Origin of the sequence: Flavobacterium sp. KMS (genome assembly GCF_000813005.1) — a bacterium.
In the GTDB taxonomy this organism is placed as follows: domain Bacteria; phylum Bacteroidota; class Bacteroidia; order Flavobacteriales; family Flavobacteriaceae; genus Flavobacterium.
Map to the genome: position 1 here is coordinate 1 of NZ_JSYP01000022.1, position 14324 is coordinate 14324.

The following is a 14324-nucleotide window of genomic DNA, read 5'->3' on the forward strand; positions in this document are numbered from 1 at the left end:
AGTGATAATAAGGTTGGCATAGTATTTCCTCCCGACATAGCATTCCCATCATAACTCCATCCGCTTTGATTAAGTCCTGTACTTACAAATGCGGCAATCATCTTTTTATCATTACTTAAATACCCTTTATGTATATCAATTGGATAATGAAAAGGAGCTGTTACAGTAACTCCCCAATTAAAATCAGTTCTATTGCTCATATCTTCTTTTTTATTACAACAAATAAAAAAGAATAGAACATACAAACTTATAACACTGTACCTTAACATTATACTTTATTCTTCCACATTCTCACAGTTACTTTTTCCAACGAAATTTCTTCGCCCTCACATTTAACTGTAAATGTTACTGTTTTGTACATAAAAGCCACTCTTGCTTCAATCTCTATACTTTTATCAGGATGATTCTTGCTTATTTTTTTAAAAGCGGCCAATATTTCTTCTCCATCAAACTCAGCTTCTGCATTATACTGACTAAAATAAAATCTAGCATACTCAGGTAAAGCTCTGCTTTTATCTAATGCTATTTCTTCTACTTTTTCTTTTTCTTCTTCACCATTTACATACTTAGTATATCTTTCCAAGCATTCTTTATCAGCTTTATAAAAATGTAAGTTAAAATGATACTTGTATTTTATTCTATATTCCTCCCATAAATTTACAGGAACTCCTTTCTCTTTTATGTAAGCTTGGGTTTCTTTTGGAATGTATGCATTATAAAAATAATCGTAAAATTCTTGCTGCGTATCTTCATCAGGGTTTCTATAAAATTCATCTACACTTACAAAAGTTTCTTTAGCTTGATAATGAGCCACTTCTACCCTTCTATTTTTACCTGTAACCCATAATACTACTGTACCACCAGGAGCCAGACCAACAGTAATATTTTTATAAGTTATATGAGACCATATCCCTGCTCTATCCTTGTCCATATAACCTTCCTTAAACAATGTCAGTATTTTGTGTTGAGTAGCTTGATCTATTGAAGTTTCTATTTTCCAGAACTTTTTTTCAGCATAACTTATCCAGACTAGTGATAATAAGGTTGGCATAGTATTTCCTCCCGACATAGCATTCCCATCATAACTCCATCCGCTTTGATTAACTCCTGTACTTACAAATGCGGCAATCATCTTTTTATCATTACTTAAATACCCTTTATGTATATCAATTGGATAATGAAAAGGAGCTGTTACAGTAACAGCCCAACTAAAATCTTTTTTATCTTCCATTTTTTCTTTGTTTGATTTATTACAGGATAGTATTAATACTATTCCTAAATATAATAGTTGATGCGTTATTTTCATATTTTTTACTTTCCTTTTATGTCTCTTTTACGTGTCTTACCTTCAAAATTGGGCTTATTCGCTTGTGCTAATGTATTGGTAAGTCCTTCTCCATAATAAGCATTCCAATGCAAATAGTCATGACGTAATTTCTTTATATCAACATTAAGATTATCTTCCTCTATTTTTCTTCTTTCCTCTTCTTTCTGTACTGCCGTATGATCATCGGAGCTATACACAATTGTTCTCGTTGGTACAGTTTCATAATCAAATAGTTTTCCATCTTGAAAAGCATACTCCTGTAAGCGAGTTTTTATTTTTTGTAAAAAAGCTGCATCAGAAAATTTGGTATTTTTAAAATTATATCCTTTTTTAATCCCATCTATATTAATCCCAACTTCTTTATCTACGCAAAATTGAGTCATTAAATGTAATGGGATATAACTGTACTGGTTGCTGATTGCTTTTCTCTTGGACGATAACACTTTAGCAAAACCATTTATAAGTGTTCTTGTTGCATTGTCCCAATGAATATCTAATTCACCTTCTTTCTTGAACCAACCCTGCGTTATCAGTCGTTCTTTTTCTTTTTCTAGATCTAAACTTGAAAATAAGGGGCTTACCATTATTCTTCCATTTGTTTCGCTTCTGCCTTCTACATAACTTCCACCAACATCACAGTGTACTCCTGGTAAATACAGTTCGATACCTCTATCTGTTTTTCCGCCACCTGTTTTTCCTGTAATACAGGAAATATCTACCAAATCAAAATTGGCACGATGCTCGTCTGCAGCTACCATATGTACCGTATATTTGGCTTTACTTATCGAATTTAGACCTAAATCTTTAACATCATTCTTTTCAACAAACCCGTGATGTGGTACTGTATCATAGATGCCAGCAAAACGGATAATTAGTCTATCAAAAGTAATTTTGTTTTTCTCAGTAAGAATATACCCCAACATTCCGTTAGTAGGGAGTCTTTTATTATTATATTCATCACTTACCTCATAACCATTTGCATCTTCGTAAACAATTCCTCCCCACTTAGAAACAGCTGTAGCTTTATACGATTGTCTGGTTATTTCATGTACAAAACAACGTGCAGCTGCTGCCCCACGGCTAAAACCAAAAACATCTACCGTAATTGTACCAACTTCATCTGTATCACTTACATTAATTTTTTCTGCCATCAACTCGATTGCCCTTTTTACCCTGTCGAGGATTCCTGCACTACCTTGCCCAAAAGCAGGTCCTTCCATAAGATCATCTGAATCATAATTTTCTAAAGGTAAAGTTTCTGCCTTTTTTTCAATACTACCTTTATCTGCTAAAGTATTTGTTCCAATCCCTTCCGAATAAATTTTAAATACTGGATGCATTTTATCTTCATTATTTTCCAAATAATTTTTAAACAAAATAGCAGGATTACTTAAATCATTTTCATAACTATTATCCTCTTTATACTTATAGCTACTTTCATCTACATCACCTATTTGGTCTTGACTTGATGCAGCCACTTTTAATCGTTCTTGCGGGTTTTCTAAGTTAGCTAGCTGTTGCGCTTCTGAATGTTTAGGATGTTTTTTCTTAATCTGATCATCTTCCCAACTTTGTCTGGCAATAGTATTGTACATATTATTTAATGTCCCATCGATAAATACCCCAAAAGTAAAATCAATTTTCTTTTGTTCTTCGGGTGCACCTTCGCCTTTTTCGGCTTCGCCCTGCATTAATGGGTTATTCCCCGATAATTCCCCTTTTTTGAGCACTCCATTTTTAGAAACTTTTAGGATACAATCGTCTAAATCTATTTTTTTATCTTTTATTTTTGAATGATATACAATAGGGTTTATACTTAATTTTTCTCCACTATCAAAAGTTCCTGCTCCCTGTATTTGCCAAGCTTGCTCTACAAACACAGGAAACACACATTTTTGTACATTGGCGCTAGATACTTGCTCCTCTCCTTTGTCGGTAATCAAGGCATCGGTAATTGTTCCCGAAGGTGGTTTTGTAGTTGTATCATATTTATGTGCGCTTACAACACGAGTAAATCGTGTTAATGGTTTTGCTTCAAGTTTTTGTATAGGATCTCCGTCTTTATCACTTGGTGTTGGAGTTAAATCGGCATTTATAAATTTTGTATCTCTTAATTGTATCTCTATCTTCTCCTCATACAAAGCTTGGGTATAAATATGGAGGTATACTGTAGAGCCAAATGCAATTTCCTCGGTTATTAGTTTACCTGTATAGTCACGCCATTCGGCTGCAATAACCTCAGGTGTGCCTACAGCTCGTATGTACATACCATGCGGTGGTACACCTATTGCAGGATTTTTTGAGCTAAATATTTCGAGCCAAGTCAAGCCTACTCCCTCTAATAGTTTAGGAAAATTAATTCTTTTTTCGTTTGTACTAGAAACTCCTAAACTGAGCGTATTATTATGTGTGATTCTATCTGCCTGAATTCCTTTGCCTACTACCTGCCAAGCCCATTGTATATGTGCTCGTTCGGCAGCTATATTTTTCTCATAATCAGCTAAGGCTTTGTTATACTCCTTGAATTTATTTTCATAATTACGCTTACTATCCCGTGTCATATTATTATAAACTTCTTCTTTTACAGCTGCAAAAGGTTTGGGCTTAGCGTACATTGCATCTACATATTTATCTATCTCGGCAGTAACCGTAAATACTCCTGCCTTAGAAAGTGTTAAGCAATTTATTCCCGCATCCCATTTTTGACCTATTTCTAGAGGTTTTTTTGGGGTAATATGTAAATCCTTACTCATCTTGTGTATTATTAATCAGTAGAACATTATCTTCTAAATCGCTAAAATTTACTCCTGGTAGTATTTCATAGAGTATCTCTGGTGGGCAACTTTCAGTGTTTTTCTTAGATAAATCGGCTGTTTGTCCATGGTCTTTAATCGTTATACAATCGGGAGCTCCCATTGGGCAGGTGGCTTTGCTGTCTTCAAGCAATGGGTTTCCTTTGTTGGAATATGTTACTTTTTCGTAAAAACCACTCCACTTAGTAATCTGGGTTTGACAAGGCAGATAATCAGAACCTGAAGGTTGCTTTTTACACTTCCCAAAGGTGTTTTTCTTCATCGTTTGTCCAATATCTTTACTGGTAGCAATTAATTTTTCCTTCCCTTCACTGTCATTAGCATAATGTTTAGTCTGGGTCTTTACTTGCAATATATCTGTTTCGGGGGCAACACTAAACTTACATTGGCAAGTTGCTCCCTGTACTACAAAATGTTTTTCGGCCATAGGTACTTTATTACTAAGTTGACTTATTTATTTTTATTGAAAATAGATTTTATTTTACCTAGAAAACCAATTTCTTCTTTTGCTACTGGCTCTTCATGTATATAAAGTTGTATTTTCTCACGTGGTTCTCCCAATATTCTTTCAGGTTCTGGTTTTAGTGCCTGTTTTTCTCTTATCACTGCCATGACATCAATAATATCATTGTCTTCCTTTTGATAAGATTCAAATATTCTTTGATTTTCTTTACTGACTGCATCACTCCAAGGTCTGAAAGAACTGGTTTCAGGGAAATGATATAACTCAACTTGAATTTTTTGTTGTGTCTTTTCGTTTATTTTGGTTTCAAAAGTTCCTGTTGCCGAGAAAATACTTCGATCTTCAACATATAGTTTATAATCTACATTCATAGAAGATACTACTGCTTCTTGTTCTTCTCCTGATAACTTGCTTTTTGGAAATTTATAACCTGTTCTTATTTCATCAATCGTTCTTTCGTCTATAGCAATCCCATCAGCATTTATACTTATTTTATTATCTAATGAATAATGTTCTTTAATGGTATGTACTACGCCATATTTTATCGATTGGTCGCCAAATACTGGAGAATCCCAAATGAATTTGCATCTTAATTTTTCGGTATAATCTACATATAAAGGCTTAAAATACAACTGAAAAAACCAATTTTGACTAATAGATTGCTTTAGCAAATTTTCATTTAATAAAACTATTTCTATTTTATCTATGATTTTAAGAATGATCTCTTCCTTATAATATTTTAAAAGTCCTTCCTTTACTAAAAGCCAACGTTTTTTTATTGTTTCACAGCTAAGAATTTCTTCAATCTCTCCGTTTTTTTTCACTTTTATACAAAGAGGAAATATAGTTTGTGCAGCTTTATCTGCAATCTGTTCTATTTTGAAGTTTGGAATTTGATTGTTTATGAAAATTTGCTTTCTATTAATTTCGAGAATGTAGTTGTTACTATAATTATCATTCTTAAAATCAATTTCTATTTCATAATGCATTTGATTTTTTAGAATATTATTTTCGAAATTTTCATATGTAAACCCATAAACTCTTTTCTCCTCCGAGGCTCCAAAATCTAAGCTAAAACCTTTGTCAAATTCCACTTTTCTTAAATCCATACTAATCATTTAAATTATTCATGTTTTCTTGAATTTTTCAATAACGTTTAGATTATAGTTATTTAAGTATCAAAAACATAAAATTATTCTTCCAAAACTCAAATATAAATCATTCTCTTACAAATACATGAATAAAAAGACAAAAGATTTCCTAAAAAACACATTGTTTTTATGACTATTTAGCGTATAAAAAGACTTGGATAATAAGTGTTTGCAAAAATTAAAGACGCAGATGGAAATAGTTTTTTATACTGATTTAAAAAAAATCCGTTTGAGACTTTACAAGGAATTAGGGAAAATTTAAAAGTTTTTTATTTTTTAGCCCTGATGGGAACGGCATCCTTTTATGGCGGGGTTTGCCATAAAAGATAGAGTGTACAGCAGGAGAATGCTCCTTACTATAATTTAATTATTAATTTAAAAAAATAGAGATTGGGTGAGAAGAGATTTACAACTAAAATAGTGTATTTTATATACCTAAATTAAGTACAAAACTCAATTTAACGGCGATATTATCTTCAAATCTAGGTAACTGATTTGGTCCGTAGCGATAGAATCCACTTAATCCCAAACCATTAAATATCTGATTAATTTCTATACCCGATTCAAAAAATCCTTTATTTAACGTCTTGTAGTCAATCCCAACATGTTGTTCTGGATTTTTCATATTTCCCCACGCCATACGCGAGACTAACACTAATGACGGTCTTACTTTCTTGATAATTTTAAATCGGTTAAAACCATGCTTTACCTGAAAAATAGCATATTCGCTGGAGAAAAATTCATTAAAAAACATCGTTTCAAAACTGTTTCTACCTGCAAACGTTATTCTCTGAATCATTGTTTCTTTGGTAATATTATTCGGAGAGGTATTGTATAAGTGTGTAATTGGTACATCGCCCATTGCATATCCTGCTTGCAAGAGCAAACTTGTTTTTTGCCCATTCAGATATTTTTTCTCGTATTCGGTTTTAAAATCTATTTTAGAGAAATTAAAATCGTTTTCCATCACTTTAGGCAATGATTGAGTGTATTGTATGGTAAACTTCGGAAATCTTTTTTCAGTTTCAATTCGCCCGTTTGGGGTTTGCATATAATCACTAAACGGATTCCAAGCCAATGATAACATTGCCGTTGTCATAACATAGTTAGTATACAATCTTCCGTTTAAATTGTAAGCATAGTCAAACTTGGGTTCGATAAAAGAACGCGAAAGCTCAAAAATACTTTCTGTCTTCGGTACAATTCGAGTACCCACATAACTAGCCCAACTAACATAATTATAAAAAGTACTAATGTTTATGGGTCTTGGATCATAGAGTTTAAATACTCTTTTATCTACTGCAAAAACGGTACTTGCAATCTCTCTTACATCATTAGTATATGATGCTCCTACCCATGTATTCGAAAATCTTTCGACTCTTGTAGATAAATCCAGGTTGTATTTAAAGTTACCGTCTTTTGTCCCGTAACCAGTATATCCACCAATCTTATATTTTTTTGAAAACTGCTCATTGGTAACTCCTCCTAAACCAAATCGGAATCCTTCGTAATTATTATAACTAAATAGTTTTCTTAAGTCTAAATCGACAACACTTAACGGCAAGTAGCCATTAATAATTTTTCGCCCAAACCTAATTTTGCTTTCAACTCTTTTCTTTAACGAAATACTATCTAATAGCATGTACGTTTTCTGGGAACGAATATCTAAACTATCTTTTCGATATTTATTCCAAAAACTCTCTGGCTTTTTTATAGCATCGTCTGTAATCTCAATATAGATAGATGGATTTTTTATTTCTATTGGTCTATTATAATGAACATCAAAATTGTTGCTTTCGGACATTAGATATGTATAATCCGAAGCTCCTTTTTTTCTGTGTATATCTTCTTGTTCGGCATCTCCATCAAACTGAATTGTTCCGCCAAGAATCTTAATATCGTCGTCATTCTTTCCTTTTACGATTTTGAAAGTTGTATTCTTCGGAAACCATATTTTCTCCTCCGGAATATAATCAAACTCATGAATTCCGCTAATGTCAAGTACGCCTTTTATACGCATTACAGCTTTTGCAATAGCATAACTATCCTGATCAACATAAAGAACTCCTTCTAGACCTAATTCGGATTTCTTCATTCGGTTTTTAAAGTAAACCATATAGGTTTGTCTTCCTTGTATCATAACCGTATCTAGCAACTTATAGCTGTAGTCTTTTAAAGCATCTTTGGCAATTGGGCTATTATACTTGGTTTCGAAAAGTTCGTAATTAGAATCGTATATAGAAATCGATTGTAGATTAAATGCTATAATTTCATAAATAGGCTGCTTGAAACCTGCCATTTTTGTTCCCAGAATGGTTTCTTTTAGTTTTTTGTTGCCAAACTGATATTGAGATACTTTTTCGGTTTGAAACAAATGCTGCTTATTAGAAATTTCTTTGAATTTAAAATTAGCAGAATCTACTTTAATAAATCTTCGCCCTATAGCTTCTTGCACAAAAATAGAATCCAACCTTGAGTTTATAGAATCTGGATTGGCCGTTACTATTAATTTGTTATAAGTTTTATACTCAAAACTTGTTAATTTTTTTTGGGGGTTATTTTTATTCTTATTCGCAATTGTTTTTCTTATGATTTCAAGAGCGGGATTCTCGTTTGAGATTACAACTTCTTTTAAAGCATCTGTAGATTCAGCTAAGCTTATTTTATAAAACTTTTTATTGGGAGAAGTATAAATTGTAATGGAGTTATATCCTATATAAGAAATCGAAAAATATTCGATACTAGAAATCGATTGGAGCGTAAATTTCCCATCAACATCGGTAATGGTATTCATACCATCATCTGTAATTATTGTAGCAAAAGGAAGTGGTTTATTGGTAGCGTTTTCTGTTACAATTCCGTTTATCTGGAATTGCGCTTGTATAGAAAGCGTGAAAAACAATGTCAAGAAACACAATAACTTCATACAGAAAACAATATTATAAATTGGCTAGGATACACAAAAGTAAGAATAAAAAAATCCGTCTCGTATAAAATTAACAAGACGGATTTTTTAATCGTTATAAAAAGATTAAACCTTCATGATTTCAGCTTCTTTAGTAGCCAATAACTCATCAATAAGTTTAATATATTTGTTAGTCAAGTTTTGTACTTCTTCTTCTGCGCTTTTGCAAACATCTTCTGAAGTTCCTTCTTTTTCTAATTTTTTAATATCTGTGTTAGCGTCTTTACGAACGTTTCTCACACCAATCTTAGCATCTTCTGCTTCAGATTTTGCTTGTTTTGCCAAATCTCTACGACGCTCTTCAGTTAATGGCGGAACACTTATGATAATCACATCTCCATTATTCATAGGATTAAAACCAATGTTGGCTACCATGATTGCTTTTTCAATTGTTTGCAACATATTTTTTTCAAATGGTTGCAAAGTAATCGTTCTTGCATCTGGAACACTAATTTTAGCTACTTGCGAAAGTGGTGTTGCTGAACCATAATAATCTACAAAAACACTTCCTAGCATTGCTGGAGATGCTTTTCCTGCACGAATATTTAGAAATTCTTTTTCTAAATGTGCAATAGAATTTGCCATTGATTCTTTAGTGCTATCTAAGATAAATTCGATTTCTTCAGTCATATTTTTAAGTTTTCAGTTTTCAATCTCAGTTTTCAGTTCAAGTCGACAATTGCGACTGTAAACCGTAACTGAATACTATATATTTACTACAGTTCCAATATTTTCGCCTTCGCAAATTCTCAATAAATTTCCGATTTTGTTCATATCAAAAACCACAATTGGTAATTTATTTTCCTGACTTAATGTAAAAGCAGTAGTATCCATTACATTTAATCCTTTTTTAAGTACATCTTCAAAAGAGATAAAATCAAATTTTACAGCTGATGCATTTTTCTCTGGATCTGAGTCGTAAACACCGTCTACACGAGTTCCTTTTAAGATAACATCGGCATTAATTTCTATACCTCTTAAAACTGCTGCTGTATCTGTAGTAAAGTAAGGGTTTCCTGTACCTGCACCAAAAATCACAATTCTGTTTTTCTCAAGGTGGCGTACTGCTCTTCTTTTAATATAAGGTTCTGCAATTGATTCTATTTTTAGAGCCGTTTGCAAACGCGTTAACATTCCTTTATTTTCCAAAGCGCCTTGTAATGCCATTCCGTTAATTACAGTAGCAAGCATTCCCATATAATCACCTTGTACTCTATCCATTCCTGAACTTACCCCAGAAACTCCTCTAAAAATGTTTCCTCCTCCAATTACAATGGCAATTTCTACTCCCTTTGCATGAATTTGCTTAATTTCTTCGGCATATTCGTCCAATCTTTTTGGGTCGATTCCGTATTGTAAATCTCCCATTAAAGCTTCTCCACTTAATTTAAGAAGAATTCTTTTGTATTTCATTTCTATGTTGCGTTGGTTTGTGCAAATATAGACATATTCTGATTTTTAAAAATAGTGTTTTAAAAAAATTAATTTATCTTCTCTTTTTTGCATAAAACGTCCATTTTAATAATGTATTTAGGACACAACATGACAAAAATCAGCATCGGTTTCTATTAAAGCTGTAAATTTGTATTTCATAAAAAAATAAAATTTATGCAAAAATGTATTTCCAACGCCCTGTCCAATAGCTATTCATATATCGAATACCGAAAACTTGTTTCTGATTTATTAGCCGAAGGAAAATCGACAGGACTAGAACAATCCGAAGATTTAACAAATTATAGCAGCTTAAACGAAACTCGAATGAATCGGCTGGAAAAAACAATAAAAATTACCGAAACAACGATTTCTAAGCTACAAAATGTTCACAAAAATTATATTTGGCTCGTTATTTCTGAAGGTTGGTGTGGAGATGCCGCACAATTATTGCCCATTATTTATAAAATGGCAACAGAATCTGAAAACAAAATCGATCTGAAAATTGTACTTCGTGATGAAAATCCTGAGTTAATGAATCTGTTCTTGACAAATGGAGGAAAAGCAATTCCGAAATTAATTATAATCGATAAAGAAAAACTTGAAGTTCTTGCCGATTGGGGACCACGCCCAAAAGGAGCAATTGACTTGGTAAACAACTATAAAAAAGAATTTGGAGCTTTTGATGAAACTATCAAGGCCAATTTACAATTATGGTACCTTCATGATAAAGGAGTTTCTACACAGGATGAAATCATGGAAATCATGGAAAAACAGGAAGGATAACTAATTGTATTTTTTGCTACAAATCTTAAATATTTGCAAAATACAAACTAAAACACTGAAAACAAGGATTATAGATCAAAAAAAATATTTATTTTTAATTTATTTTTTGTAACTTGCTACTATAGTCCCAATTCTATTATTTACTTTTTTATTTGCTCTTTTTATTGGTGTCTATTTATTGTCTAACAATTAAAAAATGCACTATTATGAAAAAGTTATTTGAAAAGTTCTACGATTTTTTTTCGCGATTCTTGTTTGGAGGGAAAAACATATCTCATTATTAACCTCAAAAAACACAATTTATGAAATAGTGATACTTAAAAAATAGCACATTATAATATCTTATTTATAATGTGCTTTTTTATTATTTATCAATTTGACAGAAAGATTAAACTCTTTCATTCAATACGTTTTAATAAACTCAAATATTAAGTTTTAAAGGAAAACCGAGAAAATCATGAAGACAGGATTACTCCGAAATAATTTATTCTTTATTCAACCCTAAAGAAGCTTCAAACAAAGTAACATCTATAGCATTTTTCACATCGTAGTCACCAATTTTGGTTCTTCGCAAAGCAGTTAAATGAGACCCAGAATTCATTGCTTTTCCAAAATCAAAGGCTAATGAACGAATATAAGTTCCTTTGCTGCAAACTACTCTAAAATCGATTTCCGGAAGCGCGATTCTAGTAATTTCAAATTCGTGAATTGTAGTTTTTCTGCTTGCAATTTCGATAGTTTCTCCTGCACGAGCATGCTCATACAAACGAACTCCATCTTTTTTTATAGCCGAATAAATTGGTGGTTTTTGATCTATTTCGCCCAAAAACTGTTTTACCGTTTCATGAATCAAGACCTCATCGATATGTTCCGTTGGGAAAGTTTGGTCGATTTCGGTTTCTAAATCATATGAAGGCGTGGTAGCTCCAATAAAAAAAGTACCTGTATATTCTTTGGCTTGACCTTGCAACTCGGTAATTCTTTTGGTAAACTTGCCTGTACAAATAAGTAATAGCCCTGTTGCCAAAGGATCTAATGTACCTGCATGACCAATTTTAAATTTCTTTGGTAATCCAGCTTTATTTATCAGTGCATATTTTAACTTATTTACTGCCTGAAAAGAACTCCAATGTAAAGGTTTGTCTATTAGTAAAATTTGTCCGTTTAAAAAATCTTCGGGAGTATTCATTATATAATTGTAAGCGGATGAATAAAGAAATGAATTAGCAACAATACAATTCCTGCAATAATTCGGTAATATCCAAATACTTTGAATCCGTTTTTAGTCAAAAATCCTATGAAGGTTTTAATAGCCAAAAGTGCTACTATAAAAGCTACAATATTACCAATAATCAATAAATTAACCTGATCATGCGATAATTCGAATCCTGCTTTATAATAATCATAACACTTTTTAACCGTTGCTCCCAACATGGTAGGAACTGCCAAAAAGAATGAAAACTCTGCGGCTGTAGTTCTTGTCAATTTTTGCGACATACCTCCTACTATACTTGCTCCACTTCTAGAAACTCCAGGAATCATTGCCAAACACTGGAACATCCCTATTTTAAAAGCTTGCAAATAGGTAATTTCTTGGGATGTTTCAGCACCTTTTGGTGTACTAAACCATTCATCTACTTTTAATAAAATAATTCCTCCTAGTAAAAGTGAAATTGCAACTGTAACTGGATTTTCTAATAAACCATCTATAAAATCACTTAATAGTAATCCTAAAACAACTGCTGGTATAAAAGCAACCAATAATTTAAAGTAAAAATCTAGCGTTTGAAAGAAACGTTTGAAATACAAAACTACAACCGAAAGAATCGCTCCTAGTTGAATTACAATCGTAAAAAGTTTGGTAAAATCATCATGGGCAATCCCAAAAAATGATGAGGCAATAATCATGTGACCAGTTGAAGAAACAGGTAAAAATTCTGTGATTCCTTCAATGATGGCTAAAACAATAGCTTGTAAAGTATCCATTTATTAGATTGTTAGATTGTTTAGAATATTAGACTGTTTAGATTTTTCAGAAAAGATTAATCTAATAATCTAAAGATCTAAAATGTCTAAGAAGTCTAATTAGTCTGTTTTAGGGTTTTTAAGAATAGCATAAATTGTGATTCCAAAGCCTATCAAAACTGTAGTTGGAGCCAAACGAATACGTCTGAAATTAAAAATAGCTTCATTAAAAACATTTGGATCATCACTTCCTCCACCTGCCATTAAGATAAATCCTAATGCAATTACACCAATCCCAACCAATAAAATTTTATAATTTACTTTATCAAAAAGGAATTCCTGTTTTTTTTGTTCTTCTTTATTTTTCATTTCTAAAATTAAATTCTGTTATAATGTTTACTGAATACTGCGACTATGCACTTTTTAATAAAGATCGTCGGTTCTTAAATTCAAGAAACGTTGTGTAGCAAAGTGTGTACTTAACCAAGTAATTAAAACTCCGATTCCTAAAACAGCCAATAATACTAACCCAATAAGAGCTTTATCATCTAATATTCCTAGTCCTGGATAGTTTGTATCTACATATATTAAAAGTCCGATTAAAGCAACAATTGCTAAACCAGCACCAATTAATCCTAATTTAATGCTTCGCATTACAAATGGTTTACGAATAAACGATTTTGTAGCACCAACCATTTGCATTGTTTTAATAATAAATCGATTAGAATGTATTGATAAACGTAATGAACTATTAATAAGCAGTACTGCAATTACAGTTAAAAATCCGCTTATAATTAAAATCCACATACTTACTTTTTTGATATTATCATTAACCAGATTTACTAATTGTTTGTCATAAACAATATCCGAAACCATAGTGTTTTTGCGTAAGTTAGTTTCTATTTTAGTAATACTATCTCTAACAACATAATCGGCTTTTAAGTGAATATCGTAAGAATTCAATAATGGATTCTCTCCTAAAAACGTTAGGAAATCTTCACCAATAATATCGGTATGTTGTTTAGCAGCAGCTTCTTTAGTAACATAAACAAACGATCTTGCAAAAGGAGCTCTTTTCAATTCCGTATTAAATGCCTTTATTATACTATCATTAGCTTCGTTTTTAAAGAAAACCGTCATTGCGATTTTTTCTTTAAAATCATCTGCTAATTTTTTAGAATTAATAATGAACAATCCTAGTACTCCCAAAAGGAATAAAACCAGAAATACACTTAATACAACCGAAAAATAAGAGGAAATTAACCTGCGTTTTTGAAATTTATCAAAGTTAGAACTCATAGTTTGCTTAAATTATGTGGTAAAAATAATAAAGAATTTCATTATTTACAGCTAATAACGAACTTTTATACTATAATTATACATTTAGACATTGAATAAAAAGTTTATTTAACCGCAAAGTACG

Annotated in this window: 13 protein-coding genes; 1 reads left to right on the forward strand and 12 read right to left on the reverse strand. The window is 31.9% G+C overall.

The window, feature by feature from the left end; translation table 11 throughout:
* From OA93_RS19035 to pyrH, 8 genes are all read right to left on the reverse strand, one after another.
* The coding region (locus tag OA93_RS19035) for a DUF2931 family protein (protein WP_039115397.1) at nucleotides 1-200 on the reverse strand (200 nt) is incomplete at its 3' end.
* Between the two features lie 68 nt (nucleotides 201-268).
* A complete protein-coding gene (locus OA93_RS19040) occupies nucleotides 269-1306 on the reverse strand; it encodes a DUF2931 family protein (RefSeq protein WP_082001848.1) in 1038 nt (345 codons plus the stop codon).
* 5 nt (nucleotides 1307-1311) lie between these two features.
* Entirely contained in the window at nucleotides 1312-4080 is a 2769-nt protein-coding gene (locus OA93_RS19045; RefSeq protein WP_039115402.1) for a DUF2235 domain-containing protein, read from the reverse strand.
* Complete coding sequence (locus OA93_RS19050) at nucleotides 4073-4567, reverse strand: DUF4280 domain-containing protein (RefSeq protein ID WP_039115404.1); 495 nt, start codon at nucleotides 4565-4567, stop codon at nucleotides 4073-4075. Before OA93_RS19050 ends, OA93_RS19045 begins: the two co-directional genes overlap by 8 nt.
* Nucleotides 4568-4590: 23 nt before the next feature.
* A complete protein-coding gene (locus OA93_RS19055) occupies nucleotides 4591-5712 on the reverse strand; it encodes a hypothetical protein (RefSeq protein WP_131474512.1) in 1122 nt (373 codons plus the stop codon).
* Nucleotides 5713-6181: 469 nt separating this feature from the next.
* Nucleotides 6182-8680: a DUF5686 family protein gene (locus OA93_RS19060; protein ID WP_039115407.1), complete on the reverse strand. Its 2499-nt coding sequence runs from the start codon at nucleotides 8678-8680 to the stop codon at nucleotides 6182-6184.
* A 105-nt stretch (nucleotides 8681-8785) separates the two neighbouring features.
* The gene (gene frr, locus OA93_RS19065) at nucleotides 8786-9349 is read right to left on the reverse strand and encodes a ribosome recycling factor (RefSeq protein WP_039115408.1); all 564 of its coding nucleotides are present in this window, start codon (nucleotides 9347-9349) and stop codon (nucleotides 8786-8788) included.
* A 75-nt stretch (nucleotides 9350-9424) separates the two neighbouring features.
* A complete protein-coding gene (pyrH, locus tag OA93_RS19070; RefSeq protein WP_035617376.1) occupies nucleotides 9425-10132 on the reverse strand; it encodes a UMP kinase in 708 nt (235 codons plus the stop codon).
* Between the two features lie 195 nt (nucleotides 10133-10327).
* Between pyrH and OA93_RS19075 the strand changes: the two genes are divergently transcribed.
* Nucleotides 10328-10936 (forward strand): thioredoxin family protein, encoded by a 609-nt coding sequence (locus OA93_RS19075; protein ID WP_039115410.1) that lies wholly within the window; start codon nucleotides 10328-10330, stop codon nucleotides 10934-10936.
* A 484-nt stretch (nucleotides 10937-11420) separates the two neighbouring features.
* Here the strand turns inward: OA93_RS19075 and truB are convergent, their stop codons facing one another.
* The 4 genes from truB to OA93_RS19095 form a co-directional block, all read right to left on the reverse strand.
* Nucleotides 11421-12125, reverse strand: a complete 705-nt coding sequence (gene truB / locus OA93_RS19080; RefSeq protein ID WP_039115412.1) for a tRNA pseudouridine(55) synthase TruB — start codon at nucleotides 12123-12125, stop codon at nucleotides 11421-11423.
* Nucleotides 12125-12922: an undecaprenyl-diphosphate phosphatase gene (locus OA93_RS19085; protein WP_039115413.1), complete on the reverse strand. Its 798-nt coding sequence runs from the start codon at nucleotides 12920-12922 to the stop codon at nucleotides 12125-12127. The genes truB and OA93_RS19085 overlap by 1 nt, the downstream gene beginning before the upstream one ends.
* 99 nt (nucleotides 12923-13021) lie before the next feature.
* A complete protein-coding gene (locus OA93_RS19090; protein ID WP_035617389.1) occupies nucleotides 13022-13270 on the reverse strand; it encodes a DUF3098 domain-containing protein in 249 nt (82 codons plus the stop codon).
* 54 nt (nucleotides 13271-13324) lie between these two features.
* Nucleotides 13325-14200 (reverse strand): permease-like cell division protein FtsX, encoded by an 876-nt coding sequence (locus OA93_RS19095; protein ID WP_039115415.1) that lies wholly within the window; start codon nucleotides 14198-14200, stop codon nucleotides 13325-13327.
* Nucleotides 14201-14324: the final 124 nt, after the last annotated feature.

Bases quoted from the DNA above. Each gene is read 5' to 3' on its own strand.
- truB (WP_039115412.1), bottom strand. From the start codon at position 12,125: ATGAATACTCCCGAAGATTTTTTAAACGGACAAATTTTACTAATAGAC.
- OA93_RS19055 (WP_131474512.1), bottom strand. From the start codon at position 5,712: ATGGATTTAAGAAAAGTGGAATTTGACAAAGGTTTTAGCTTAGATTTT.
- OA93_RS19085 (WP_039115413.1), bottom strand. From the start codon at position 12,922: ATGGATACTTTACAAGCTATTGTTTTAGCCATCATTGAAGGAATCACA.
- OA93_RS19060 (WP_039115407.1), bottom strand. From the start codon at position 8,680: ATGAAGTTATTGTGTTTCTTGACATTGTTTTTCACGCTTTCTATACAA.
- OA93_RS19075 (WP_039115410.1), top strand. From the start codon at position 10,328: ATGCAAAAATGTATTTCCAACGCCCTGTCCAATAGCTATTCATATATC.
- OA93_RS19090 (WP_035617389.1), bottom strand. From the start codon at position 13,270: ATGAAAAATAAAGAAGAACAAAAAAAACAGGAATTCCTTTTTGATAAA.
- OA93_RS19040 (WP_082001848.1), bottom strand. From the start codon at position 1,306: ATGAAAATAACGCATCAACTATTATATTTAGGAATAGTATTAATACTA.
- OA93_RS19095 (WP_039115415.1), bottom strand. From the start codon at position 14,200: ATGAGTTCTAACTTTGATAAATTTCAAAAACGCAGGTTAATTTCCTCT.
- OA93_RS19050 (WP_039115404.1), bottom strand. From the start codon at position 4,567: ATGGCCGAAAAACATTTTGTAGTACAGGGAGCAACTTGCCAATGTAAG.
- frr (WP_039115408.1), bottom strand. From the start codon at position 9,349: ATGACTGAAGAAATCGAATTTATCTTAGATAGCACTAAAGAATCAATG.
- pyrH (WP_035617376.1), bottom strand. From the start codon at position 10,132: ATGAAATACAAAAGAATTCTTCTTAAATTAAGTGGAGAAGCTTTAATG.
- OA93_RS19045 (WP_039115402.1), bottom strand. From the start codon at position 4,080: ATGAGTAAGGATTTACATATTACCCCAAAAAAACCTCTAGAAATAGGT.